Source organism: Sphingomonas sp. VDB2, assembly GCF_047946695.1.
Classification (GTDB): domain Bacteria; phylum Pseudomonadota; class Alphaproteobacteria; order Sphingomonadales; family Sphingomonadaceae; genus Sphingobium; species Sphingobium bisphenolicum.
Map to the genome: position 1 here is coordinate 1777121 of NZ_CP159615.1, position 26095 is coordinate 1803215.

Below are 26095 nucleotides of genomic sequence, written 5' to 3' on the forward strand. Positions count from 1 at the left end.
TAGCACTTTGCAACAGGCGATGGAGCGGACTTTAGAGATTGGCAGCGGCGTCAATGCCCCAATAGTTTACATCTAGCCTCTAAAATGGCTGAAAAGCGCCAGTCAGCGCGTGAGGCAATGCCATTCTCTATGATCCGCATGTCGCCAATGCAAAGCGGCGGAAAACCTTAAGCGGTCGAGTATTGCGGACATAATTGCGGACAAACTCAGATAGGCTGAAACGGTCCTATTGCGCGGGCGATGGCGCGCCGATGCTGTTCTCCGTCAAGCTCTTGCATCAATGCCAGATAGTCGCCTTCCGTATACGAGCGGCGATCGCCTAGAAGGTCAACGATATAGCGCGCCACGATGAGAACCATGTCCATGCGCATTCCGCCTATGTTCGCATTGGATAATTCCGCTGGCATGTCGAAGCAAGAAAGCGGCACATGCGCCATTGCGGCCATCATGAGATAGCCACCGTCTCCATCTCCAAAAAGCCTCCGCCTGAGCGCAAAGTCCTTTGCGTAGGCTTCTTCTTCCGGCCCGATTTTCACGCTCGACTGAAATCGTCGGGGAACTCCCCTTTTGCGCCACTGCGCAACCGTCGAACGCTCCACACCCAGCATTTCAGCCAGTTGCATATCCGTCGCGGCATCTAACGCGGCTCGCAAATCATCAACGGTAACAGCCATAACACCCTTGTTGACATGTCACACTCGTCATGCGATGTGACATGTCACAGTCTCAGACGAGGGATTTATGGTTTCGATTCCTAGCGGCAGCGATAGCTTACTTTTGCGTGTCAGGGGAGGTTTCGTCCAGGCTGGCAGTTCACTGAACAATTATTGTCGCCGTCACGGAATTGACCATGCTCATGCCCACCGCGTTTTGAGGGGCACGACGAATGGCCCGAACGCCCAACGGCTTCGCCTCCGTCTTGTAAATGCGTCGGCGGCAAACGTCGAATGAGCAAAAGCTTTCTAAGCGCTGGCGAATTTGCTGGCCTCGCCGCGATAACCCCTCGCCATGCACAACGGGTGTTAGAGGGCTTCGCTCACCGTAAATCATGGCAGGGCTTCCTAGGCGCCGTCCGCACATGCACGGGGCGCGGCGGCAAATCCGGCCTGCGCTATGAAGTCCTCCTGAGCAGCCTTCCAGAGGCGCTTCAAAGGGCTTTCAAAGGCGATTTAGAAGACGAACCGTCAACGGCAATCGTCCCCTATGATGCCCCTTCACTATTGCCGGTGCCAGCGTCCAACCAGGGCGCGAAGATCGCGGCGCGTTGGCGTATCCTAGAGCCGATCGCCAACACCCTGCCCAACACGCTGGAGCGTGGCGAAGCGAAACGTGAAGCCTGCCGTATCCACGGCATCCCGCTGGACACCCTCAATAAATGGGTGCGTCGCGCAGAATTGAGCGGGTGGAATGTCAACGCCATGGCGCACCAAAAGCCAAGGGACGCTGGGCAGTCTCGCAAGGTCATAAGCCGTGAGTTCGATAAGGCTTTCCTCGCCATGTGAACCGTACCGGGTTTGCCGGAGGCTATTTGGTTTAAGTTACGCAGCCATGGAGACGTCGTCCAGCATGGCATAATATTGTGCTTCGGCCTCAGCCGGTGGGATATTGCCGATGGGCTCCAGCAGGCGTCTGTTGTTAAACCAGTCCACCCATTTGAGCGTGGCATATTCGACGGCTTCAAAGGACCGCCATGGTCCTCGCCGATGTATCACCTCGGCCTTATAAAGGCCGTTGATCGTCTCAGCCAAAGCATTGTCATAGCTGTCGCCGACGCTGCCAACCGATGGCTCGATCCCGGCTTCGGCAAGCCGCTCCGAGTATCGGATCGACACGTATTGCGATCCGCGGTCGCTGTGATGGATGAGACCACCCCGATGGACAGGACGTCGTTCGTGGATAGCCTGTTCCAGTGCGTCCAGCACGAAGCCGGCATGCGCAGTCCTGCTGACCCGCCAGCCCACAATGTAGCGAGCATAGACATCGATCACGAAGGCGACATAAACGAAGCCCGCCCACGTCGCGACGTAGGTGAAGTCCGACACCCAGAGCATGTTCGGCGCCGGTGCATGGAACTGCCGGTTCACATGATCGAGCGGGCACGGCGCAGCCTTGTCGCTGATCGTGGTGCGCACGGGCTTGCCCCGGATCACCCCCTGTAAACCCAGATCGCGCATCAGACGCGCGATAGTGCAACGGGCAACAGCAAAGCCCTCGCGGTTCATCTGCCGCCAGACCTTGCGCACGCCGTACACCCCGAAATTCTCGGCAAAGACCCGGACCACCTCTGGCTTCAGATCCTGATCGCGCCGGACACGATCTGACAGTCGCTCCGGATCACGTCGCTGTGCGACGCGCTCATGATAGGTGGATGGGGCAATTGGCAGAACCCTGCAAATCGGCTCGACCCCATATTCCGCGCGATGCTCGTCTATGAAGGCCGTCATCGTTTGAACGGGCGGTCGAGCTCCGCCTGGGCAAAATATGCGCTCGCCTTGCGCAATATCTCATTGGCCTGACGCAACTCCCGGTTCTCACGCTCCAGCGCCTTCAGGCGATCAGCCATCTCGGTAGGCACGCCAGCGCGCTTGCCGCTGTCCACCTCCGCCTTCTTTACCCACTCGTTCAGCGTGTGCGCCGAGCACCCGATCTTCTCGGCGATAGAAATCATCGCTGCCCAGCGAGAGGGATGATCTGCTTCGTGATCCAGCACCATGCGCACCGCCCGTGCGCGAACCTCAGGTGCAAACTTGTTCGTCGTTTTGCTCATATCGGCTCCACTTACTCAGAAGTTGGAGCCTCCGGCAAACCCGGTACGGTTCACCTAGGAAGCATCGTCCTGGGCCAAGGCATGGCGATGGCAGATGCCCTGGCCCTGGATGATCGCACCTTGGATTTCTGGCTGAACCAGGCGGAACGCCTCGCCAAGGAAAGCAGCGATGAAACTTAGCCTTATTATTGAAGCGCAAAATCGCGCGTCTCGCCCGCTGGATCGCCTTCGCAGCGACGTCGAGAAAGCGGGCGGGTCCAGCCGGAGGACCGGCGCTGCGATCGGCGCGATGGGCCGCGACATCGATCGCGCTGGCCGATCAGCGTTGACGACCGGGCGGCATATGGAGCGCAGCGAGCGGCTGGCGCGTGCGCTTGGTCGCGCCGGGGAACGCATGGGCGACAGGATCGCGGCGGGCGCGCGGCACGGCGCTACGGCCCTCGCAAGCCTGACGCGGCGGATGCAGATTTCGCACGAAACGATGGGGGCGCTCGCGTTCCGCGCTGGCGGCCTCATAGGCAGTACGATTCGCACCGGCGCGACTGCCGGTGCCGCCATCGGCGGCGCTGCCATCGTCGGGGGGCTATACAAGGTCGTATCGGCAGGCACGCAAGCGGAAGTCCTCAAGACACAATTGGTGCAAGGGCGCAGGGGTGACGTAAAAGCCGCCGAGGCGGATATGAAATGGATCGCCGATTTCGCGGCCAAGACGCCCTATGACCTTGCCGGGGTGACAAAGGCATTCATCGACGCGCGCGGCGCTGGCGTCGATCCGATGAATGGTTCGCTAAAGGCCATGGGCGATGCAGCGTCGGCTTTGGGCAAGACCTATGAAGACGCGATCGGCATGATCCAGGATGCGGCCATGGGTAGTTTTGACCGCTTGCCGGAGTTCCAGATCAAGGCCGCAAAACAGGGCGAGCAAGTCACGTTCCGCTATTTCGATCGCAGCGGAAAGGCCATGGTCAAAACCATCAAGGATCAGGGTCATAACGTCGAACGGGCTATCACCGAAATTCTGGCCGAGAAATTCGGCGGCGGCATGGACGCGATAGCAAAGACCACGATCGGCAAATGGGACGGGCTTACCGACAAGATCACCCAGCGCGCCGCCAAGGTCTGGGATGCTGGCTTTGGCGCGGAAGTGAAGCGCCAACTCGATCGCGCGAATAAAGCCTTTGACGAGGCCGAGAAGAGCGGCGCGGCTGATCGCTGGTCCGCGTCCACCGGCAGCGCGCTGGCCGGAGTGACGAAGCTGCTGGGGGATAGTCTTTGGGACCAAGGGGCCGACAATATCCGGGCCGTGGGCGATGCCTACCATTATCTGGGCAAAGCAATCGACTATCTGGCCTCGAAACGGCAGGCGCTCAGTGGCGCAATGTCGGGATGGTCGATCATGCCGCCGCAATTCTCCATCCTGCGCAATGGAATGGCGAACGTGCGAGCCATTGAACAGGCCATGGCGCGGGAGCCTAAGAAAAACTATCCTGATGTGCCGGTGGCAGGGCGGCTCCCTAGTTCGCCTTACCCGCGTGAGCGCGCACCCCGCGTGCCCCTTGCGCGACCGGCGCGGCAATCGCCGTTGCTGCCGGGGCAAGCCCCTTTCAAATGGCCTGCGCCTCCAAAAGCGAAGGTCGAAATCTCGTTGCGGACAGAGCGGGGAGTGAAGGCCGAGACTACCAAGATGAAGGCGACGGGCATGGATATGGACGTAAATGTGGGCCGGATGTTCTCAGGCTTGATATGATGTCCGCGCTGTCTTGTGCCCGAAAGCCTAGACCATGACGCCCGAAACGGCGCGCGGCTCAACGCTCTCTTACAGGCTTCTAAGAAAGGTTTCAAATAGGATTGGGCACGGACTAGGTCCCCGTGTTGCCTTAGCTTAGGCGGGCAAGCAAGGGAGCGACTTTCTTCTTCGGGTCGCTCCCTTGTCCCATACCGCGCCGCCAATTCTCATCCGGCGTAATCCGGGCTTATCCGGCTTAATCCGGCCTGTTTCTTGTCCCACGTAATCCCGGATTGTCTCGGATAATCCCGGCAGGTTCCTGCCAAAAGCTAGGTTCCGGTGCCATTCTCTATGATCCTATCTAGCGACGCGCAACCCTTCGCGTTGAAAAGCCACCATATGTCGGAAATTTTAACAAAGCGGGCGGAGGCCGTCGGCGCGTTAACCTTTGCAGCCCGCGCTTTCCCGCAATCGCGCCATTCTGGCACGGCCATTGCGACTTTAGTCGCGTTCCCACCGTTCAACTATCGGGGGATGCAGGCCGTCTCCGCCAGCATCCCCCACCCGGTGGCGCTTTTCCCTCATCACTATTGCAACGCTCCGCATCCCGACATTGGTGTGACTGGAAGCGACCATAGCCCGTCACCCCGGACTTGATCCGGGGTTCCGCTTTTTCTGACGCTTGCGGAGGCAGCGGGATGCCGGGTCAAGCCCGGCATGACGAAAGAGGATATGGCGGTTAACGACCATTTTTAGCCGTTTATCTGGCCGATATCGCTTCCTGAAAGCGGACGTTAAAACAAGCGCTTCCACCATTGGGGTTTCGACCACTTCTTGAACCTCAGCGCAATCTGAGGCGCGATCAGGTCATAGGTGTCCCAAGTGTCAGAAACCTCGTAAAGACTTTCGAACTCCGAGAATTTCTTCTCGTAGTCGGCGAGGTAGGCGTTGGGATCGGACGCCAGATTTCCTCCTGCGCCATAGTAGGCAGCCGCGAACTCGTTACCTTGCTCTGTTAGGTCTTCGTCGGTGAATTTCTCATCACAGGCAGCAATAAACCACTGCGCTGGGGTGATGTTTCGCGCATTGAGCTTGGACAGAAGTTTAGCACCGTCGTCGGTATGCAGGTCGCTCGCCATACCGTTCAGCACACACCAACCGACGAAAATGGCAATGTGCGTTGATCCGGCCTCTGGTGGCAGGTGAGCGGGGAAGTCGCCGCCGTAGTGCCACGATGCGTCATCATACTTCATCAGTCGCCCCAATGCGTTCGATGTTTTTATCAGAGGTTTCGAACGTCGCCTATATCATCTGTCTGGTATGGCCACTTCATAGGGCAGCCGTCCAAAACCTGCCATTCCCCTCCCCACCCCCTTTCGTCATTACGAGCGCAGCGAAGCAATCCATTGTCGCATCGTGGATTGCCGCGCTGCGCTCGCAATGTTGACGCCCCTCCTCATTGCAGCAGTTCGTCAGCAAACCGCCTGAACCAGCAACAAAAAAGGGCGGCCCGAACCCGGACCGCCCTTTCTCAAACCGTCAAACCCAGCCCCGCTTAACTGGCGGCGACGCCCTGGTCGGTCATCAACTGCTGCAATTCGCCGGCCTCGTACATTTCCATCATGATGTCGCTGCCGCCGACAAATTCGCCCTTCACATAGAGCTGGGGGATGGTCGGCCAGTCGGAGAAGGCCTTGATGCCCTGGCGCACGGCCTGATCCTGCAACACGTCGACCGTGTCGTAGGCGACGCCCAGATGCTCCAGGATCGCGATGGCGCGGCTGGAAAAGCCGCATTGCGGGAAGAGCGGCGTGCCCTTCATGAACAGCACCACGTCATGGGCGCCCACAAGTTCGGCAATCCGCTGATGCACGGCGTCGGTCATGTCTAAGGTCCAGTCCTGTCTGGCGCCCCGTCCGCGGAGCGCAAATCTATCGAAGGATTAGTTGGGAACGGCGGTGGTCAGTTGCAAGGCGTGCAGCACGCCGCCCATGCGTCCGCCCAGCGCCGCATAGACGGCGCGCTGCTGCGCGACCCGGCTCATGCCGCGAAAGCTTTCCGCCACGACTTTCGCCGCATAATGATCGCCATCCCCGGCCAGGTCGGTAATCTCGACCTCAGCATCCGGAATCGCGGTGCGGATCATGTCCGCAATATCGTCGGCGGCCATCGGCATGGAATCGTGGCCTTACTGGGCTTCGATGAACATGCGGCGGGCGATCACCGCCTGCTCGTCCAGCGCGGCGCGCACGCCCGGCTCGTCGATGTCGATCCCGGCCGACGTCATGTCGCCCACCAGCTTGCGGATGACGTCCTCGTCGCCCGCTTCCTCGAAATCGGCCTGCACCACCGCCTTGGCATAGGCGTCGGTTTCTTCCGGGGTCAGGCCCATCTTCGCCGCCGCCCATTCGCCCAGCAGGCGGTTGCGCCGCGCCTGGATGCGGAACTGCAGTTCCTGATCGTTGGCGAACATATTTTCGAACGCCCGTTCGCGATCGTCAAAGGTGGTCATGCGTCAAAGCCCCGTTGAAATGCCGTCTGATTACGAAAGATAGGAAGAAGCGCGCCGTTACGCAACGGCTGCGGGCACGATCCAGGGGCGGTCCTGCGCTTGGCTGGCCTCATAGCGGCCGATCATGTCCGACTGGTCCAGAGTCAGGCCGATTTCGTCCAGGCCGCCCAGCAGGCAATGTTTGCGGAACGGATCGATCTCGAAGGCAAAGCGATCCTGAAACCGGGTGGTGACGGTCTGCGCTTCCAGGTCGACATGGATCGGGTCCGGCGTTCCATCGACGCCCTTGGCAACCTCCATCAGCCGATCGATGGCGTCCTGCGGCAGGACTACGGTCAATATGCCGTTTTTGAAGGCATTGCCGGAGAAGATGTCGGAGAAGCTGGGCGCGATCACCACCTTGATGCCCAGGTCGCCGAGCGCCCAGGCGGCATGTTCGCGGCTGGAGCCGCAGCCGAAATTATCGCCCGCGATCAGGATCGGGCTGCCGGCATAGGCGGGATCGTCGAAGACGTTGCCCGGTTCCTTGCGCAGCACTTCGAACGCGCCCTTGCCAAGGCCGTTGCGCGAAATCGTCTTGAGCCAATGCGCAGGGATGACGATGTCGGTATCGACATTCTTCATCCCGAACGGATAGGCCCGGCCGTCGACGATCGTGAGCTTGTCCATCAGTGAACCTTCTTCGCCTCGGCGGCCGGCGTGTCTTCGGCGCGACCCAGGGTCGCGGCCATCGCCGCGCTGGCCAGTGCGCCCAGCGTCAGCAGCCAGAAAATCTTCTTCATGCGACCACACCCTCTTTTTCATGCAACAGTTCACGGACATCGGTCAGCCGGCCAGTGATCGCCGCGGCCGCCGCCATGGCGGGCGACACCAGATGGGTGCGCGATCCCGGCCCCTGCCGGCCCATGAAATTGCGGTTGCTGGTCGACGCGCAGCGTTCGCCCGCGGGCACCTTGTCCGGGTTCATGCCCAGGCACGCCGAACAACCCGGCTCGCGCCATTCGAACCCGGCGTCGAGGAAGACGCGGTCCAGCCCTTCTTCCTCCGCCTGGCGCTTGACCAGGCCGGAACCCGGCACGACCATCGCATGCTTGATGCCCGACGCGATATGCCGCCCCTTGAGCAGCGCGGCGGCGGCGCGCAGATCCTCGATCCGGCTGTTGGTGCAACTGCCGATGAAAATATGTTCGATGGCGACGTCGGCCATCTTCTGCCCCGCGGTCAGCCCCATATAGTCGAGCGACTTCTGCGCCGCAGCGCGCTTCGACGCATCCTCGAAGCTCAGCGGATCGGGGACCACGCCGGTCACGGCGACGACGTCTTCCGGGCTGGTGCCCCAGGTGACGTTGGGCACGATGTCGGCGGCGTCGATCACCACGGTCTTGTCGAACACCGCGCCTTCGTCCGTGTGCAGCGTGCGCCAATAGGCGACGGCCGCGTCGAAATCCGCACCCTTGGGCGCCATCGGGCGGCCCTCGATATAGGCGAAGGTCTTGTCGTCCGGCGCAAACAGGCCGGACCTGGCCCCTGCCTCGATCGACATGTTGGCGACGGTCAGCCGCCCTTCGATCGACATGTCGCGGAACACGGAACCCCGATATTCCATGACATAGCCGGTGCCGCCCGCCGTACCGATCGTGCCGCAGATCGCCAGCGCGACATCCTTGGCCGTGACGCCGGGCGCAAGCACGCCGTCGACCACGACTTCCATGGTTTTCGACTGTTTGAGCAGCAGCGTCTGCGTCGCCAGCACATGCTCGACCTCCGACGTGCCGATGCCGAACGCCAGCGCCCCCAGCGCCCCGTGCGAGGAGGTATGGCTGTCGCCGCAGACCAAAGTGGTGCCCGGCAGGGTGAAGCCCTGTTCAGGGCCGACGACATGGACGATGCCCTGCTCCAGATCCGCGTCGCCGATCAGGCGCACGCCGAATTCCGGCGCGTTGCGCTCCAGCGCGGCAAGCTGCTGCGCGCTTTCCGGATCGGCGATCGGAATGCGATGCCCATCCGCATCGCGGCGCGGCGTCGTAGGGAGATTATGGTCCGGCACCGCGAGCGTCAGATCGGGTCGGCGCACTTTGCGACCGGCGAGGCGAAGCCCTTCAAACGCCTGCGGACTCGTCACTTCATGGACGAGATGGCGGTCGATATAGATGAGGCAGGTGCCATCGGGACGCCGTTCGACGACGTGCGCGTCCCAGATCTTTTCGTAGAGGGTGCGAGCTTTGACCATAGTCCTCATCCCCTAGACCCCTCCGACCGATCGGGAAAGGGGGTGAGCGACCGAAATCGGCAGTTTTTCCTACCGACCGGGCAAGAATGTTACACTGCCCGGTAGTCCGCTACGATCTTTCCGGCGGCGCCGATCTCCGCCTCATGACTGTCCTCGCGCCAGGCTTCGGCCAGCGCCTCTTCCTCCCACCGGAGCATGGCAGGATGGGCCAGCATATGGTCGACCCAGGCCTGCGCCTGCCGACCGACATCCAGGCCAAAGGTGCGCACGCGGAACGCTACCGGCGCGTAGAAGGCGTCGACCGCCGTGAACCGGCTACCAGCCAGGAACGGGCCGCCGAACCGGTCCAGCCCCTCTTCCCATAATTCGCGCAGGCGGGCGATGTCGCGGCCCAGCGCGGGCGAATGGATATGCGGCTCGACCCGCACGCCCACATTCATCGTGCAATCGTTGCGCAGCGTCGCAAAGCCGCTGTGCATTTCCGCTGCCGCGCATTGGGCGAAGGCGCGCGCCGCTTCGTCCGCGGGCCAGACGCCCGGATGGCGATCCGCCAGATAAAGGATGATGCCCAGAGAATCCCAGACGGTGCGCTCTTCCCCATCAGCCCCGTCGACCAGCGCCGGCACCTGCCCCGTCGGCGAGAAACTGCGGAAGGCGGTATAGTTGGTCGCGGATGCGAACGGCTCGATCCGATCCTCGAAGGCGATGCCCAGCGCGTTCATCAGCACCCAGGGGCGCAGCGACCAACTGCTGTAGTTACGGTTGGCGGTGATGAGCGTGTAGGACATGCGGTTCCTCCCTGTGCAAGGTGCGCGCGGCTTACCGTATCGGACAACGGCGATACAGCGGCAACGATCCATGCAGCTTACAAGCTGGGCTTATCAGACAAGAGATCCGTTCGGTTCGAGCCTGTCGAGAACCCTGCCCCCGTTCTCGACAAGCCTGTCCTGAGCGTGTCGAAGGGCTCGAACCGAACGGAGGTTGCGAGTGGGCCTAGCCAAGCTGTTGAACGCACGTCAAAAGAGCGCATCGCGGGCGGCGCCCCCTCGCCGCCCTCCCCTGAACCACGGAGCCTTTTGTCGTGAACCGACGCCAATTTCTCGCCACCAGTGGCGCATCCGCCATCGCCGCCGCCACCCCCAGCGCCTTCGCGCAGGCGAGCGGTGCCGACACCCGTTTCCGCGCCATGCTGGACGATTTCTTCTACGGCCGCCTCGCCGAATCGCCCGAACAGGCGACGCGCCTCGGCCTCGACACCGGCGCGCGCGCAGCGTTGCGCGGCAAGCTGTCCGACACCAGCGCAGCGGGCGCAGCCCGCAGTCTGGCCCGCACCAAAGCGCAGGTGAAGCAACTGGCGGACGTCGATCGCGCAAAGCTCAGCCCGGCCAGCCAACTTGACTATGACGTCGTCGCCTATCAGCTCGACCGCACGGTCGGCGGCGAACGCTTCGGCTATGGCGAGACGGCGGGCCGTTACGCGCCCTATATCCTCAGCCAACTGACCGGCAGCTATCGTGAAGTGCCCGACTTCCTCGATTCGCAGCATCGGGTGAAGGACGCCGCGGACGCCGACGCCTATCTCTCGCGCCTCGAAGCCTTCCCAACCGCCATGGACGGCGAACTGGCCCGGCAGAAGGCGGATGCGGCCAAGGGCGTGTTCGCGCCGGACTATATCCTCGACACCACGATGAAGATGCAGGCGTCGCTGCGCGACCAGCCCGCTGCGCAGACTGTGCTGGTCGCCAGTTTCGCCAAGAAGCTCGCCGCCGCTGGCCTGCTGCCCGAACGCGCCGCCCAGGCGGAAAAGATCGTCGCGGAGAAAATCTTCCCCGCCGTCGATCGCCAGCGCGCTCTGGTGCAGCAGTTGCGGGCGAAGGCCAGCCATGACGCGGGCTGCTGGCGCCTGCCCGACGGGGAAGCCTTCTACGCCGCCGCCGCCGAGGCCGCGACCACGACCAAGCTGACGGGCGACGAGATCCACCAACTGGGTCTGGATCAGGTGGCCGAAATCAGCGCGCGGATCGACGCGATCCTGAAGGGCGAAGGGATGAGCCAGGGCAGCGTCGGCGACCGGCTGGTCGCGCTCAACAAACGCCCCGATCAGCTCTTCCCCAACACCGATCCGGGTCGCGAGGCGCTGCTGGCGCAGCTCAACACCCAGATCAAGGCGATGCAGGCGCGTCTTGGCGAATCGTTCAATACCGTGCCCAAGGCGCCGGTCGAGGTGCGCCGCGTGCCGGTGACGATCCAGGCGGGCGCGCCGGGCGGCTATTATCAGAATGCCTCGCTCGACGGGTCGCGGCCGGCCATCTATTTCATCAACCTGCGCGACACGTTCGACCGGCCGAAATTCGGCCTCGCCACGCTCACCCATCATGAAGCGGTGCCGGGCCATCATCTGCAGGTGTCGGTGGCGCTGGAATCGGATTCGATCCCGATGATCCGCCGGCGCGGCTTCTACAGCGGCTATTCCGAAGGCTGGGCGCTCTATTCGGAGCAACTGGCTGACGAAATGGGCATGTATGAGGGCGACCCGCTGGGGCAGGTCGGCTATCTCCAATCGCTCCTGTTCCGCGCCACACGCCTGGTGGTCGACAGCGGGATGCACGCCAAGCGCTGGAGCCGCGAGAAGGCGACCGATTACCTCATCGCCACCACCGGCATCGCGCGTGGCCGCAGCCAGGGCGAGATCGACCGCTACACCGTCTGGCCGGGCCAGGCGTGCAGTTACAAGATCGGCCATACGGTGTGGACGCAGTTGCGCGACGAGGTGAAGGCCAAACAGGGCGCGCGGTTCGACATCAAGGCGTTCCATGATGTGCTGACGCTGGGCGCAATGCCGCTGGATATATTGAAGCAGACCGTGCGGCAGCGGATGGGGGTTGCTTAAATACACAGCGGGTTCCCACGCAGGCGGGAACCCAGACCAGACGCAGGATTGGGTTCCCGCCTACGCGGGAACACGCATTCCTTGTAAAAGGAAAAAAACGACCCGGCGGTGCGCCGCCGGGCCGTCCAGTCTCTTCCACCCAAATCGCGAGGGTGTCGAAGTCCCCGCGAACTGGCTCGTCTCACGGCCTTCGCCGCGAATTTGAAGCAACCATCTTCCCGGCCGGCATCGGGTTCCCGCCGAGAAGATGGAGGCGCTTGCGACCTGCACGCCGCAAAGTTTTTAGCCGTTTCGGTTAAGTTTACGCCGCGAACTGGTTCATCGTGTTATGTGCGCCGCCCGCCTTGAGCGCGGCTTCCCCGGCAAAATAATCCTTGTGATCGTCGCCGATGTCGCTGCCGGACATATTCTGGTGCTTCACGCAGGCGATGCCCTGGCGGATTTCCTTGCGCTGGACGCCCTCGACATAGCCGAGCATCCCGGCTTCGCCGAAATAGTCCTTGGCCAGGTTATCGGTGCTGAGCGCCGCCGTATGATAGGTCGGCAGGGTGATGAGGTGGTGGAAAATCCCCGCCCGCGCCGCCGCATCCTTCTGGAAGGTGCGGATCTTCTCATCGGCCTCGATACCCAGTTCCGTGCCGTCATAGTCCGCGCTCATCAGCTTCGCCCGGTCATAGGCGCTGACATCCTTGCCGGCTTCGGCCCAGGCGTCATAGACCTGCTGACGGAAGTTCAGCGTCCAGTTGAAGCTGGGCGAATTATTATAGACCAGCTTGGCGTTGGGTACGACTTCCCGGATGCGGTCGACCATCGACGCGATCTGCTCGATATGCGGCTTTTCCGTCTCGATCCACAGCAGGTCCGCGCCGTTCTGGAGCGAGGTGATGCAATCGAGGACGCACCGATCCGCACCCGTACCTTCGCGGAACTGGAACAGGTTGCTGGGCAGGCGCTTGGGGCGCAGCAGCTTGCCGTCGCGGTTCAGGATGACATCGCCATTCTTCGCCGTTGCCGGGTCGATCTCCTCGCAATCGAGGAAGCTGTTATACTGGTCGCCAATATCGCCCGGCTCCTTGCTGACCGCGATCTGCTTGGTCAGGCCCGCGCCCAGCGAGTCCGTGCGCGTGACGATGATGCCATCATCGACGCCCAGTTCCAGAAAGGCGTAGCGGCAGGCGCGGACCTTGGCGAGGAAGTCCTCATGCGGCACAGTGACCTTGCCGTCCTGATGCCCGCACTGCTTTTCGTCGCTGACCTGATTTTCGATCTGGAGCGCGCAGGCGCCCGCCTCGATCATCTTCTTGGCCAGCAGATAGGTCGCCTCGGCATTGCCGAAGCCCGCGTCGATATCCGCGATGATGGGAACGACATGGGTTTCATAATTGTCGATGGCGTGGGTCAGGCGCTGGGCCTCGACCGCGTTACCGGTTTCCCGCGCCTTGTCGAGATCGCGAAACATCATCCCCAGTTCGCGGGCATCGGCCTGCTTGAGGAAGGTGTAGAGTTCTTCGATCAGCGCGGCGACGCTGGTCTTTTCATGCATCGACTGGTCGGGCAGCGGGCCGAAATCGCTGCGCAGCGCGGCGACCATCCAGCCGGACAGATACAGATATTTCTGCCTGGTCGTGCCGAAATGCTTCTTGATCGCGATCAGCTTCTGCTGACCGATAAAGCCGTGCCAGCAGCCCAGTGACTGGGTGTAGTTGGCCGGATCAAGATCATAGGCGGCCATGTCGCGGCGCATGATGCCAGCGGTATATTTGGCGATGTCGAGGCCTGTGTTGAAACGGTTCTGCAACTTCATGCGGGCGACGGACTCGGCATTGATGCCGTCCCAGGTGCCGGGGTGGCTGCCGATGAGGCTCTGCGCCTTCGCGATATTGTCCTGATAGGTCATGGGCCGTTGTCCTTGCGGTCGGTGAGCTGTTGCCCCTCGCCTACGCGTGCCTTGTGCAGTGCGGCAGCCCTTCTGAAGTTCAGTTGTCGATCTTTACAAAAATCTGCTGTAAAGTTGTAAATCCTATACAGGAGCGTAAGTCATGGCCAAGGATCGTCCCGTCTATATGGGGCCGCGACTGCGGCGGCTCCGGCGCGAACTGGGCCTGACCCAGGCCGACATGGCCGCCGATCTGGAAATCAGCGCTTCCTATGTCGCGCTGCTGGAGCGCAATCAGCGGCCGTTGACCGCTGACATGCTGTTACGGCTGGCGCGGACGTACAAGCTCGACATGGCCGAAGTGGCGGGCGACGGCGGCGCGGAGCAGACGGCACGGCTACAGGCGGTGCTGAAAGACCCGATGTTCGCCGATATCGACCTGCCGCAACTGGCGACCGGGGATGTGGCGGTCAATTATCCCGGCATCACCGAAGCGCTGCTGCGCCTCTATACCAGCTATCGCGAGGAGCATCTGGCGCTGGCGGATCGGGACGCAGGGGCGGATGCGCAGCCGCAGGAGGACGTTGCCGATCCCGTCGCCGAATCGCGCCGCTTCCTCGCAGCCCGCCGCAACAGCTTCCCGCTGCTGGACGATGCGGCGGAGAAACTGGCGACGGAGGCAGAGGCCGAAGGCGGCCTCATCGCCTGGCTCAAGGCGAAACATAATCTGCGGGTGCGCCGCCTGCCCTCCGACGTCATGGCGGGATCGATGCGGCGGCTCGACCGGCATCGCGACGCAGTGCTGCTGGACGATGCGCTGGATGGCGCCAGTTCATCCTTCCAGCTCGCGCTTCAGATCGCCTATTTGGAAATGCGCAAACTCTTCGACGCGATCCTGAAGGACGGCCAGTTCGCCGGGACAAGCGGCCAGCGCCTCGCCCGGCGCGCGCTCGCCAGCTATGCCGCCGCCGCGATCCTGATGCCCTATACCGCCTTTGCCAAGGCGGTGGAGGCGCGCCGCTATGATGTGGAGGCGCTGGCCCGGCAATTCGGCACCAGTTTCGAACAGACGGCCCATCGCCTCACCACCCTGCAAAAGCCGGGACAGGAGCGCGTCCCCTTCTTCTTCCTGCGGGTCGATCCGGCCGGCAACGCCTCCAAGCGGCTGGACAGTGCGGGCTTCCCCTTCGCCCGCCATGGCGGCTCCTGCCCGCTCTGGTCGGTGCATCGCGTGTTCGAGACGCCGCGCGAGGTGGTGACGCAATGGCTGGAACTGCCCGACGGCCAGCGCTTCTTCTCGATCGCGCGCACCGTGACGGCGGGGGGTGGCGGCTGGGGCGCACCGAAAGTGGAGCGCGCCATCGCTTTATGCTGCGCGGCCGACCATGCGCATCGGCTGATCTACACGCAGGATGCGCCCGCGCCCGACCCCACACCGATCGGCGTCACCTGCCGCCTGTGCCACCGCAGCCAGTGCATGGCCCGATCCGCCCCGCCGATCGGCCGCGACATGCTGCCCGACGATTATCGCCGCACCCGCGCGCCCTTCGGCTTTGCCGATGGTTGAGCGCCAGCCGTGGTTAACAGGATTTTAGGCCGGCCAAGCGAAACAAAGGCATGACCGCCACACCACCCCGGATCGCCGCGACGCTCATCATGCGCAACGAAGCGCGCTGCATCCGCCGCTGCCTCGACAGCGTGCGGCCTCATGTCGACGCCATCATCGTGCTCGACACCGGATCGACCGACGACAGTGTCGCGATTGCTCGCGATTGCGGCGCGCAGGTCCATCATCTCGACTGGCCGGACGATTTTGCCGCCGCGCGCAACCATGTGCTGACGCTGGCCGATGCCGACTGGCATCTCGTGATCGACTGCGACGAATGGATCGTGTCCGGCGGCGAGGCTCTGCGCGACTGGTGCGCCGGTCCGCCGCGCCTCGGCGCGCTCTGCATTCGCAGCAGCTTCGACCTGCCGCAACATGGCGGCAACGCCCTGCCTTCGGCCCGAAGCTGGATCACCCGACTGCTGCCGCGCGGCGTCCGCTATACCGGGCGCATCCACGAACAGCCCGTGTCAGGCCTGCCGGTCGAGCGGATCGACCTTCTGCTCGACCATGACGGCTATGAGGATGCGCAGGCGGCGGACAAGCGCGACCGCAACACGCCGATGCTGCTGGCGGAACTCCGCAACGATCCCCAAAACCCCTATCTCCTCTACCAATTGGGCAAGGAAGCGGAGACGGCGCGCGACTATGGCCGCGCGGCGGACTGGTACGAACAGGCCAGCGCCCGCACTCCCGATGGCGCGCCATGGACGCATGGGCTGCTGATCCGCCGGCTCCACTGCCTCGGCCAGTCCGGTGCATCGGAACAGGGCATCGCCATCGCCGGCGAGCAGATGCCCCATTGGCAGGAGTCACCCGATTTCTTCTTCGTTCTGGGCAACCTCGCCATGGACCGGGCGCTGGCCGAGCCGGCTCATGCGCTCACCGAATGGCTACCCCTCGCCGCAACGGCGTGGGAACGCTGTCTGGAGATTGGCGAGCGGCCCGATCTGGACGGATCGGTGCAAGGGCGCGGCAGCCATCTGGCGCAGCATAATCTGGACGTCCTGCGCCAGCAGCTTGCGTTGCTGGGCGGCGGCTGATTATTCCTCGATCAAATCGAGATAGGCGACCACATCATTGTCGGTCGCCAGATACAGCCCGTACTGCACATCTTCCGGCTGTTGCTCGGCCACGCGCAACGCCTCGCTGAGCGGGCCATAGAGGATCGTCATGGCCGCGCCATCGTCGCCCAGATGATAGAGGCGGACGGTCGCGCTGTCATAGGTGGTTCGCATGACGCCGTCCTACCACGACGCCGCACCCAAGTCAGCGCCGATCCTCGACCTTCATCGACGGCGCCAATTCGTTCGCGCCGATCCGCACGGCATCATCGGTAAAGTTGGCGACGAAGGTCGAGTTTCGATCCACGCCCGGCACGAAGCCCGCCTTGTTCCCTTCAATCACCAGTCCGGCGCTCGAATGTTCACGCCCTTCCGGAGCCACGGTGATGAAGGCGGACCAATTATCCTTGTCCTTGCCCTGCACCATTTCATTGCCGGTGATGGTGCCGGTCGCACCATTGGACAGGTCGATCATATAATTGGTGAGGTGCCCGCCGCTATCGTCGAAGCTGTTGCCGCTGATGCTGACGCGGGCGGTGCGGGTCTTGAGATAATGGCCGCCATCGCCCTGGTCGAAGCGGCTGTTGGTGACGCTCAGGCTGGCCAGCCGGCCGATATAGATGCCATGCGCGCAGTCGAGATCGCGATCGCAGCGGCCCAGCTTGCGGAAGGTCGACTTGTCGATGACCACCTGCCCGCCGTCATGATCGCCGGTCAATATGCCTTCCTCGCTGTTGCGGAACAGGCTGTTGCGGACGGTCAGGTTGCCGCTCTCCAGGCGGATGCCCGCGCCATTGCCGTCGGGCACGCGGATATTCTGGAAGATGATGCCGTCGACCGTACTGGACCGGCCGCGCAGGACGAAGGCGCCCTTCCCCTCGCACGGCACGCCGTCGAAGATCACCGTGCCCGGCGTCGCTGCGCGAATGGTGACGTCGCCACCCTGCTGCACCGCGCATTGGCGATAGGTGCCCGGCGCCACCACGACCGTGCCCTGTCCGTCACCGATAGACGCCAGCGCATCGCCCAGCCGGCCGTAGGCGCGACCGGTTTCCGCCACGGAGAAGGGCGCGCCCCCGCCCTGGGCAAAGGCGGTCGCGGTGATGGCTGCGGACAGCAGCAGAGTCGTGGACAGGATGCGCATGGCGACAGGCCTACAGCGCCCGCCCCCATGCGCCAACGCACGGATAGGGTTAACGAAAAAATGCCCCATCGCGGGACGGAAGCGGTTCTCCGGGTTAACGCCGCGTCATTCCCACTTGGCCGTCGCCTTCTGCGTCTTCTGGTTCCAGAAAATCTGGATCTTGCTGATCGTGCAGAGGTCGAAATTGGTCCAATAGGCTTCGTCGCCGTCGGTGAAAATGACCTTCAGGTCATAGTTGCAGATGGCGTTCTTGGCCTTGAAGGTGATCGGCACGGAGTGCGCGTCCTCCAGCACTTCGTCCTCCATCACGTCGTCGCCCCAGTTCTTGGACTTGGCCGGCGAGACATAGACTTCGGAAATATCGTAGCCGGTCTTGTTGAACAGCGTAAAGTCCTGATCACCGGCGAAGGCAGGCACGGCAAAAGACAGGGCGCAGGCGCCCAGAATAACGGCAATCGCTTTCATGAATGTCCCCCCGATCCGGCAAATTGCCGGTTCGGCATGGACATAATCATATTCTTGCCGACAAGAATAGATGGATTCCGATAGACTTAACCTGAATTATGGAAATCCCGCCCGCCTCGGTGTCAGCCGGGGAAGAGATCGATCCGCTCCGCATCCGGCATAACCGCATCGATCAGCAGCGATCGGTGACACCCCGATGGATCGCGTTCGAAGCAGAGCAAGGCGGTGGGCGTTTCCGCCGCCATCTCCTTCAATTGCTCGGCCTGCACGATCGCTTCGGGCAGGTCGAGCTGGCGCGCATAGATGCCGGCCAGCCGCGTATGCTGGTGCTTGCGCGCTGCCTCCCGCCCTTCGGCCGGCGTCCCCAGCGCCTTCAGCCCGACATAGTCGATCCCCGCATCCCGTAACCCGGCGGCGAGGATATTCTTGGAAAAGCCGGGGCGACGCGACAGGGGCACCGCCCGCACATCCGCCAGCAGGCGCACGCCGGCCGCTTGCAGCGCGGCGACCAGTTCGGGTTGGGTCACGCCCTCATAGCCGATGGTGAAGATTTTCATTGAATGAAGATAGGGTGCGGGTGGCGGAGCGCCAGCCCTTATGCCGTCGCGGCGACGATGCCCCTTATCCTCCCCTCCATGGAAGGGAGGGGGATTATGCAAGGGAGATCAGTCCAGATTCGGCCGCAAATAGCGTTCCGCCGTCTCCAGATCGATGCCGCGCCGCGCCGCATAATCCTCCAACTGATCCCGCCCGACCCGCGCCACGCCGAAATATTCCGCCTGCGCATGGCCGAAATAGAAGCCGCTGACCGCTGCCGTCGGCAGCATCGCAAAACTTTCCGTGAGCGTCGCGCCGGTCGCATGATGCGCGTCGAGCATGTCGAACAGGATCGGCTTAAGACTATGTTCCGGGCAGGCGGGATAGCCGGGCGCCGGGCGGATGCCGCGATATTGCTCCTTGATCAGCGCTTCGTTGGTCAACTGTTCGCCCTCGGCATAACCCCACAGCGCCGTGCGGACATAATGATGCAGCCGCTCGGCAAAGGCTTCGGCCAGACGATCGGCCAGCGCCTTCAAAAGAATGTCCGAATAGTCATCGATCGCGTTCTTGAAGCGCGCCAGATGCGGTTCGATGCCGTGGATCGACACGGCGAACCCGCCCATCCAGTCGCCGTCAGGACTGACGAAGTCGGCCAGGCACATGTTCGCGCGCCCTTCCCGCTTCTGGATCTGCTGGCGCAGCATCGGCAGGGTGACATGCTTTTCATCCTCGACATGGACGATGATATCGTCGCCCTCGCGACGGCAGGGCCACAGGCCCGCCACACCGCGCGCGGTCAGCCATTTATCCTTGACGATCTTGTCTAGCATCGCCTGCGCATCGGCGAACAGGCTGGACGCGCTTTCGCCCACCACCGCGTCGGTCAGGATCGCGGGATAATTGCCCGCCAGTTCCCACGCGCGGAAAAAGGGCGTCCAGTCGATATAGGGGACGAGATCGGCCAAATCCCAGTTCGGGAAGCGATGCACGCCGGGCAGGCGCGGCCGCGGCGCCTTGAGGCTCTCGTCGATCTCGAAGCTGTTGGCGCGGGCATCCTCGATGCTGACGAGCGCGCTTTGCCCCTTGTTCGCGCGGGCGACGCGGACATGCTCATAATCATCCTTGGTCTTGGCGACGAAGGCGTCCTTCTGCGTTTCGGACACCAGCGCCGTCGCCACGCCCACCGCGCGGCTGGCGTCCAGCACATGGACGACCGGGCCGGTAAAGGCCGGATCGATCCGCAGCGCGGTATGCACGCGCGATGTCGTCGCCCCGCCGATCAACAGCGGCATCACCATGTTCGCGCGCTGCATTTCCTGCGCCACCGTCACCATCTCGTCGAGCGAGGGGGTGATGAGGCCGGACAGGCCGATCATGTCGGCGTCATGGTCGTTCGCGGCCTTGAGGATGTCCTGCCACGGCACCATCACGCCCATGTCGACCACGTCGAAGCCGTTGCATTGCAGCACGACGCCGACGATATTCTTACCGATATCATGGACGTCGCCCTTGACCGTCGCCATGATGATCTTGCCCTTGCCCTTGGCGCCGGGTTCCTTGGCGGCCTCGATAAAGGGCAGCAGATGCGCGACCGCCTTCTTCATGACGCGGGCGGATTTCACCACCTGGGGCAGGAACATCTTGCCCGCGCCGAACAGGTCGCCGACCACGTTCATGCCGTCCATCAGCGGCCCTTCGATCACTTCGATCGGCTTGGCGGCGACGAGGCGGGCTTCCTCCGTATCCTCGACCACATACATGTCGATGCCCTTGACCAGCGCATGTTCCAGCCGCTTGGCGACCGGCCAGCCGCGCCATTCCTGCGCCGCCTTTTCGGTCGCCGCATCCTTGCCGCGATAGCTTTCGGCCAGCGTGACCAGCCGCTCCCCCGCGTCGGGATCGCTGTTCAGCAGCACGTCCTCGCACGCCTTGCGCAGCGCCGGGTCGATCGTGTCATAGACGTCGAGCTGGCCCGCATTGACGATCGCCATGTCCAGCCCGGCAGGGATGGCGTGGTACAGGAACACGCTGTGCATCGCCCGGCGCACCGGTTCGTTGCCGCGGAAGGAAAAGGAGAAGTTGGACAGGCCGCCCGAAATATGGACATGCGGGCAGCGCTGCTTGATCTCCCGGCACGCCTCGATGAAGTCGACACCGTAGTTGTTATGCTCCTCGATCCCCGTCGCCACGGCGAAGATATTGGGATCGAAGATGATGTCTTCGGGCGGAAAGCCGATCGTCATCAACAGCTTGTAGGCGCGCTCGCAAATCTCGACCTTGCGCTCTTTGGTATCCGCCTGGCCGGTTTCGTCGAACGCCATGATGACCGCCGCCGCGCCATAGGCCATGCATTTGCGGGCATGGAACAGAAAGGCTTCCTCGCCCTCCTTCATGCTGATCGAATTGACGATCGGCTTGCCGGATACGCATTTCAGGCCCGCCTCGATCACATCCCATTTGGAAGAGTCGATCATCACCGGCACGCGGCTGATGTCCGGTTCCGACGTCATGAGCTTGAGGAACGTCGTCATCGCCTCGACCGCGTCGAGCAGCCCCTCGTCCATGTTGACGTCGACGATCTGCGCGCCATTCTCCACCTGCTCGCGCGCGATGTCGATCGCGGCGGCATAGTCGCCTGCCATGATCAGCTTCTTGAATTTGGCAGAGCCGGTGACGTTGGTGCGTTCACCGATATTGACGAAGGTGGCGGTGGTTTTCTGGGTCATGTTTCAAAGGGTCCGTTCGCTTCGAGCGAAGTCGAGAAGCATTCGCGCCCGTGTCTCGACTACGCTCGACACGAACGGCGGTTGGGTTCAGGCGGCGATATGCATCGGCTCCAGCCCCGCAAGCCGCGTCACGACCTCCAGTTCCGGCACCAAGCGCGGCTTGTGCCCTTCCAGCGCCTTAGCCACCGCGCCGATATGCGCGGGCGTCGTGCCACAGCAGCCACCGACCATATTGACCAGCCCCTCATCCACCCAGTCGCGGATCAGCCGCGCGGTGGTTTCGGGCAGTTCGTCATATTGCCCCAATTCGTTGGGCAGGCCGGCGTTGGGATAGGCCAGGATCAGCGTGTCAGCGTTCTTCGACAATTCGCTGAGATAAGGCCGCAGCAAATCCGCGCCGAACGCGCAATTCACCCCGATGGTCAGCGGCTTGAGATGCCGCAGCGAATACCAGAAGGCGTTGATCGTGTGGCCCGACAGGTTGCGGCCCGACATATCGGTGATGGTGAAGCTGAGCATCAGCGGCACCGATCGGCCCGCCGCTTCCTCCGCCTCGCGCGCGGCCATGCCCGCCGCCTTGGCGTTGAGCGTATCGAAGCAGGTTTCGACCAGCAGGAAATCCACGCCCCCCGCGATCAAAGCCTCGCATTGTTCGCGATAATCGGCCTTGAGCGTGTCGTAGTCCACCTCGCGATAGGCGGGATCGTTCACGTCGGGCGAGATCGACAGCGTCTTGTTCGTCGGCCCGATGGAGCCGCACACGAAGCGCGGCTTGCCGTCCGCCGCCGTCGCCTTCTCGCACGCGCTGCGGGCCAGCTTGGCCGCCGCGATATTGATGTCCCACACCAGATGTTCGCAGCCATAATCGGCCATGGCGATCTTGGTCGAGCTGAAGGTATTCGTCTCGATCATGTCCGCGCCAGCGGCCAGATAGGCGGCATGGATGCCCTCCACGATGTCCGGCCGGGTCAGGCACAGCAGGTCGTTATTGCCCTTCTGGTCCTTCGCCAGGTCGAGGTCGCCGCGATAGTCGGCCTCGGTCAGCCCATGTTTCTGGATCGACGTGCCATAGCCGCCGTCGAAGATCAGGATCTTGTCCGCCGCCAGGGCGCGCAATTGTGCTTCGGCGTTCATACTAAAAACTCCGTTCGGGCTGAGCGAAGTCGAAGCCCTTGTCTGAGCGGAGGCGAAGATACCTCCGTGCGGTCGGTGAAGCCCTTAGACAAGCTCAGGGCGAACGGAAAAGAATAGGTCACGCCATCTCTTCCGTGCTCGCCTTGGCCCTAAGCCCAAGCAGATGGCAGATCGCAAAGCTGAGTTCCGCCCGGTTGAGCGTATAGAAATGAAAGTCGCGCACGCCGCCGGCGTAAAGGCTGCGGCACAGTTCCGCCGCGATCGTCGCCGACACCAGTTGACGCGAGGCCGGATGATCGTCCAGCCCTTCGAAGAGCCGCGCCATCCAGCTAGGCACCTGCGTGTTGCACATGGCGGCCATCCGCTGCGTCGCGGCGAAATTGCTGACCGGCATGATGCCCGGCACGATGTCGGCCGTGATGCCCGCCGCCGCCGTTTTGTCGAGGAAGCGGAAATAGGCTTCGGGCGAGAAGAAGAATTGCGTGATCGCGCGGGTCGCGCCAGCATCCAGCTTGCGCTTGAGATTGTCGAGATCGCTCTGCGCGCTCGCTGCCTCCGGGTGGACTTCGGGATAAGCCGACACCGAAATCTCGAACGGATGCCGCTTCATCAGCCCTGCGACCAGCTCGGCCGCGCCCTTATACCCGTCCAGATGCGGCTCGAACGCGCCACCGACTTCCGGCGGATCGCCGCGCAACGCGACGATATGGCGCACGCCCGCCTCCCAATAGGCGTCGGCGATCTCGCCAATTTCATCCTTGCTCGCCGCTACGCAGGTCAAATGCGCGGCGGCGGCCAGCGGTGTTTCCTTGGCGATGCGGGCGACCGTATTATGGGTGCGCTCGCGGGTGGAGCCGCCCGCGCCATAGGTGACGGACACGAATTTGGGCGCCAGTGGGGCCAAGGTCTCGATCGCGGACCAGAGCTGCGCTTCCATCTTCTCCGTCTTGGGCGGGAAGAATTCGAAGCTGACGCGCGCGTCGCCGGCCAGATCGGCATAGAGCGGTGCCACGGGATCATTCAGGGTCATGCGGAAATCCGTCCTTCGATGGGCAGCACCTGCGCGCTTGCGCGCCGTCCCAGCCACAATTGCACCGTCAATTCCTGGCCGGGCAATGTCTCCACCCGCTCCAGCGCCAGACCCGCCTGCGCGAACCAGCTTTCGATCTGTTCGTCGGAAAAGCCCAGCCGCGCATGCTGGTCGCGCAGCCGCAGCTCTTCCCGTTCATGCGCCGCGAAATCGGCGATCAGCACCCGGCCATTCTGCGCCGTCACGCGCGCGGCTTCGGCGATCACCAGTTCGGGCGCCTGCGCATAATGGAGCACCTGATGCAGCACCACCGTGTCGGCACTGCCCGAATCCAGCGGCAGGGCGGAAAAATCGCCCAGCAGCAGCGCATATTTATCGCCCGCATCCTGCGGCAGTTTGGCACGGGCCAGTCGCAGCATGTCCGGGCTGCGATCGAGCGCGGTCACCTGCTGCGCGGCCTCGCCGAACAATGCGATCATCCGCCCGGTGCCGGTGCCGATATCGAGCAGATGACCGATCGGTTCGCGGCCCAGCAGCGCGGTCATCGCCGCCTCCACTTCGGCTTCGGCGACATGCAGCGATCGGATCGCGTCCCATTCCTCCGCATGTTCGGCAAAATAGCTTTCCGCCGCCTGCGCCCGGTCGGCCCGCACCGCGGCCAGCCGCGCCAGGTCCGCCGCCTGCCACAATATCTCGCCCTCCGACGGGTCGAGCCGATCGAACAGGGCCAGGAACGGGACCACCGACGTAGCCTTGCCCAGCCGCAAAAACACCCAATTGCCTTCCTTGCGCCGCTCTACCAGCCCCGCTTCCGCCAGGATGCGCACATGGCGGGACACGCGCGGCTGGCTCTGCCCCACGACCTGCGCAATCTCGCCCACCGCCAGCTCCATCGCCCGCAGCAGATGGATGATGCGCAAGCGCGTCGGGTCGCCAAGTGCCCGGAAAATATCGAGTGCCGCGTGCATGGCAGCATCATATAAAGAAATCTTTATATACGTCAATGCGGTCGTTTGATCAGGCATTTTTCTAAGGATTTTTCGGCCAGGAAGCGGCAAAATGGCGCGCATCCGACCTTTCCCCCGCATGAATGGGATTGCCTTGCTGTGCCCAAAGCATTACGAATCGGCGCGCAGGCGCAATGGGGGGTGAGCTTTTCTCCGAGAGTGGTCTGCATTTTGTTTTTCTCAGAGAGGGGTTTGTGCCCATGACCAAGTCGATTGCTCTTTCGCTCGTTCTCGCCGCTTCGCTCGGCCTGGCTGCTTGCTCGGGCGGTGCCGAAAACGCCGCCAACAACGCCGCCAACTCGGCCGAGAACGCGTCGAACGCTGCCGACAACGCCATGAACGCCGCGCTGAACGCTGCCGACAATGCCGCGAACGCTGCGTCGAACGCGACCAACAACGTCGCGAACGCGATGTAATCAGGTCCCGTTCGGGTCTTGAATTGATGAAGGGGGTCGCACCGGCAACGGCGCGGCCCTTTTCTTTGGAGCGCCGTCCATGATCCGTATCCTCTTCTCCCTTGCGCTCGCATTCGCGCTGGCCGCTTGCGGCTCCGGCTCGGAAGATGGCGTCGGCGGCGTGAGCGCTGGCGAGGCAAAGGCGCTCAATGAAGCGGCCGCCAGGCTCGATGCGCGGACCGGCGCGGCGCAGAGCGCCGATCCCGGCCTCAACCCCGCCGCTGTGGCGGCCGCGCGCGCGGACCGAAACCGCACGGCGCCCTCGCCGCCGCCCTGATAATCGACCCCAGACATGCAGAAAGAGCCGCCCCTCGCAGGACGGCCCTTCCCATTTTTTGCATGCGCAAGCGCGTTAGCAGTTGCGATCGATCGCCCGGCCGGCCAGCGCACCCACGCCCGCCCCGATGATGGCGCCCGTGGTGCCGTCGCCGCGACGGCCGTAGCGGCCCGAACCCTTGCCGACTTCGTTACCGAGCAGGCCACCGGCGATCGCACCGATGATGGTGCCGCCCGTGCCATTGTCCCGGCAGCGATAGCCGCCGCGATAACCACCGCGATAGCTGTTGCGATAATAGCCGTCGCCGCGATAGCCGCGATTATATCCGCGATAATAGCGGTCGCCACGGTCGTAACCGCGATAGCCGCGGTCATACCCGCCGCGATAATAATCGCCACGATCATAGCCGCGCGAATAATAATGATCGCGCGCCATCGCCGGGGTGGCCGTCACGGCCGCGAGGGAGGCAGCGCCCATCGCCAGAGCGGCTCCCATATTCACAAGAAATTGCATCTTCATGGCGTTGCTCCTCAATACCATCCTCTTGGGCGGTCGCATGAAAAACACGGGATTGCCCTTCGATTGACGTCTGTATGCATGAGTCGGCTTGAGCCAAGCCTGAATGGGGGTGACAGCCCCCGTTCAG

General features: G+C 63.0%; 26 protein-coding genes and 1 other annotated feature. Of the genes, 7 read left to right on the forward strand and 19 right to left on the reverse strand.

The genetic code is table 11. From position 1 onward, the window contains the following. Positions 1 to 206 precede the first annotated feature (206 nt). Entirely contained in the window at positions 207 to 674 is a 468-nt protein-coding gene (locus tag ABT375_RS08730) for a hypothetical protein (RefSeq protein WP_416464778.1), read from the reverse strand. 273 nt (positions 675 to 947) lie between these two features. Here ABT375_RS08730 and ABT375_RS08735 point away from each other — a divergent pair, with 273 nt between their 5' ends. Continuing rightward, positions 948 to 1502 carry a hypothetical protein gene (locus tag ABT375_RS08735; protein WP_416464779.1) on the forward strand — a complete coding sequence of 185 codons (555 nt, stop codon included), beginning with the start codon at positions 948 to 950 and terminating at the stop codon, positions 1500 to 1502. A 36-nt stretch (positions 1503 to 1538) separates the two neighbouring features. Here ABT375_RS08735 and ABT375_RS08740 read toward each other — a convergent pair. Next, positions 1539 to 2767 (reverse strand): IS3 family transposase gene (locus tag ABT375_RS08740; RefSeq protein WP_416462458.1). Its coding sequence is split into 2 segments (ribosomal slippage): positions 1539 to 2479 and positions 2479 to 2767, totalling 1230 coding nucleotides; the frame shifts between segments, so codons are not numbered across the junction. Beyond that, positions 2370 to 2486: a sequence feature (AL1L pseudoknot), on the reverse strand. It overlaps the preceding gene by 117 nt. Positions 2768 to 3110: 343 nt before the next feature. On the opposite strand from ABT375_RS08740, the gene ABT375_RS08745 reads away from it, so the two are divergent. Continuing rightward, a complete protein-coding gene (locus ABT375_RS08745; protein ID WP_416464780.1) occupies positions 3111 to 4514 on the forward strand; it encodes a hypothetical protein in 1404 nt (467 codons plus the stop codon). Between the two features lie 773 nt (positions 4515 to 5287). Here ABT375_RS08745 and ABT375_RS08750 read toward each other — a convergent pair. The 7 genes from ABT375_RS08750 to ABT375_RS08780 all read right to left on the reverse strand — a co-directional run bounded on the left by ABT375_RS08750 (position 5288) and on the right by ABT375_RS08780 (position 10023). Further along, positions 5288 to 5746, reverse strand: coding sequence for a hypothetical protein (locus ABT375_RS08750; protein ID WP_416464781.1), 459 nt, complete (start codon positions 5744 to 5746; stop codon positions 5288 to 5290). 302 nt (positions 5747 to 6048) lie between these two features. After that, on the reverse strand, positions 6049 to 6378 hold the full coding sequence (gene grxD / locus ABT375_RS08755) for a Grx4 family monothiol glutaredoxin (protein WP_066604514.1): 330 nt from the start codon (positions 6376 to 6378) through the stop codon (positions 6049 to 6051). 57 nt (positions 6379 to 6435) lie between these two features. Then, positions 6436 to 6669, reverse strand: a complete 234-nt coding sequence (locus tag ABT375_RS08760; protein ID WP_066604516.1) for a BolA/IbaG family iron-sulfur metabolism protein — start codon at positions 6667 to 6669, stop codon at positions 6436 to 6438. A gap of 12 nt (positions 6670 to 6681) precedes the next feature. Continuing rightward, a complete protein-coding gene (locus tag ABT375_RS08765; RefSeq protein ID WP_224548699.1) occupies positions 6682 to 7005 on the reverse strand; it encodes a DUF1476 domain-containing protein in 324 nt (107 codons plus the stop codon). A 57-nt stretch (positions 7006 to 7062) separates the two neighbouring features. Then, entirely contained in the window at positions 7063 to 7674 is a 612-nt protein-coding gene (gene leuD / locus ABT375_RS08770) for a 3-isopropylmalate dehydratase small subunit (protein ID WP_416464782.1), read from the reverse strand. Between the two features lie 109 nt (positions 7675 to 7783). Continuing rightward, positions 7784 to 9235 (reverse strand): 3-isopropylmalate dehydratase large subunit, encoded by a 1452-nt coding sequence (gene leuC / locus ABT375_RS08775; RefSeq protein ID WP_224548697.1) that lies wholly within the window; start codon positions 9233 to 9235, stop codon positions 7784 to 7786. Positions 9236 to 9324: 89 nt separating this feature from the next. Beyond that, the gene (locus tag ABT375_RS08780) at positions 9325 to 10023 is read right to left on the reverse strand and encodes a glutathione S-transferase N-terminal domain-containing protein (RefSeq protein WP_416464783.1); all 699 of its coding nucleotides are present in this window, start codon (positions 10021 to 10023) and stop codon (positions 9325 to 9327) included. A 293-nt stretch (positions 10024 to 10316) separates the two neighbouring features. Here ABT375_RS08780 and ABT375_RS08785 point away from each other — a divergent pair, with 293 nt between their 5' ends. Further along, positions 10317 to 12125, forward strand: a complete 1809-nt coding sequence (locus ABT375_RS08785; protein ID WP_416464784.1) for a DUF885 domain-containing protein — start codon at positions 10317 to 10319, stop codon at positions 12123 to 12125. Positions 12126 to 12426: 301 nt separating this feature from the next. On the opposite strand, the gene ABT375_RS08790 is transcribed toward ABT375_RS08785, so the two are convergent. After that, entirely contained in the window at positions 12427 to 14022 is a 1596-nt protein-coding gene (locus tag ABT375_RS08790) for an isocitrate lyase (protein ID WP_416464785.1), read from the reverse strand. Between the two features lie 142 nt (positions 14023 to 14164). Between ABT375_RS08790 and ABT375_RS08795 the strand changes: the two genes are divergently transcribed. Further along, positions 14165 to 15568: a helix-turn-helix domain-containing protein gene (locus ABT375_RS08795; protein WP_416464786.1), complete on the forward strand. Its 1404-nt coding sequence runs from the start codon at positions 14165 to 14167 to the stop codon at positions 15566 to 15568. A 50-nt stretch (positions 15569 to 15618) separates the two neighbouring features. Beyond that, positions 15619 to 16650 (forward strand): glycosyltransferase, encoded by a 1032-nt coding sequence (locus ABT375_RS08800; RefSeq protein ID WP_416464787.1) that lies wholly within the window; start codon positions 15619 to 15621, stop codon positions 16648 to 16650. Here the strand turns inward: ABT375_RS08800 and ABT375_RS08805 are convergent, their stop codons facing one another. The 8 genes from ABT375_RS08805 to ABT375_RS08840 form a co-directional block, all read right to left on the reverse strand. Next, the gene (locus tag ABT375_RS08805; RefSeq protein WP_416464788.1) at positions 16651 to 16845 is read right to left on the reverse strand and encodes a hypothetical protein; all 195 of its coding nucleotides are present in this window, start codon (positions 16843 to 16845) and stop codon (positions 16651 to 16653) included. 31 nt (positions 16846 to 16876) lie between these two features. After that, on the reverse strand, positions 16877 to 17815 hold the full coding sequence (locus tag ABT375_RS08810; RefSeq protein ID WP_416464789.1) for a right-handed parallel beta-helix repeat-containing protein: 939 nt from the start codon (positions 17813 to 17815) through the stop codon (positions 16877 to 16879). A 105-nt stretch (positions 17816 to 17920) separates the two neighbouring features. Continuing rightward, positions 17921 to 18280: an argininosuccinate lyase gene (locus tag ABT375_RS08815; protein ID WP_224548686.1), complete on the reverse strand. Its 360-nt coding sequence runs from the start codon at positions 18278 to 18280 to the stop codon at positions 17921 to 17923. Positions 18281 to 18402: 122 nt separating this feature from the next. After that, complete coding sequence (locus tag ABT375_RS08820) at positions 18403 to 18837, reverse strand: DUF488 family protein (RefSeq protein ID WP_416464790.1); 435 nt, start codon at positions 18835 to 18837, stop codon at positions 18403 to 18405. Positions 18838 to 18945: 108 nt separating this feature from the next. Continuing rightward, complete coding sequence (gene metH / locus ABT375_RS08825) at positions 18946 to 21546, reverse strand: methionine synthase (RefSeq protein WP_416464791.1); 2601 nt, start codon at positions 21544 to 21546, stop codon at positions 18946 to 18948. A gap of 87 nt (positions 21547 to 21633) precedes the next feature. Next, a complete protein-coding gene (locus ABT375_RS08830; protein ID WP_416464792.1) occupies positions 21634 to 22680 on the reverse strand; it encodes a homocysteine S-methyltransferase family protein in 1047 nt (348 codons plus the stop codon). A 118-nt stretch (positions 22681 to 22798) separates the two neighbouring features. Next, positions 22799 to 23710, reverse strand: coding sequence for a methylenetetrahydrofolate reductase (gene metF, locus ABT375_RS08835; protein ID WP_416464793.1), 912 nt, complete (start codon positions 23708 to 23710; stop codon positions 22799 to 22801). Further along, positions 23707 to 24678: an ArsR/SmtB family transcription factor gene (locus tag ABT375_RS08840; protein ID WP_416464794.1), complete on the reverse strand. Its 972-nt coding sequence runs from the start codon at positions 24676 to 24678 to the stop codon at positions 23707 to 23709. The genes metF and ABT375_RS08840 overlap by 4 nt, the downstream gene beginning before the upstream one ends. A gap of 239 nt (positions 24679 to 24917) precedes the next feature. Here ABT375_RS08840 and ABT375_RS08845 point away from each other — a divergent pair, with 239 nt between their 5' ends. Further along, the gene (locus ABT375_RS08845) at positions 24918 to 25133 is read left to right on the forward strand and encodes a circumsporozoite protein (protein ID WP_119747887.1); all 216 of its coding nucleotides are present in this window, start codon (positions 24918 to 24920) and stop codon (positions 25131 to 25133) included. Positions 25134 to 25212: 79 nt separating this feature from the next. After that, positions 25213 to 25449, forward strand: a complete 237-nt coding sequence (locus ABT375_RS08850; protein ID WP_261936304.1) for a hypothetical protein — start codon at positions 25213 to 25215, stop codon at positions 25447 to 25449. Positions 25450 to 25524: 75 nt separating this feature from the next. On the opposite strand, the gene ABT375_RS08855 is transcribed toward ABT375_RS08850, so the two are convergent. Beyond that, on the reverse strand, positions 25525 to 25968 hold the full coding sequence (locus tag ABT375_RS08855; protein WP_224548677.1) for a glycine zipper 2TM domain-containing protein: 444 nt from the start codon (positions 25966 to 25968) through the stop codon (positions 25525 to 25527). Positions 25969 to 26095: the final 127 nt, after the last annotated feature.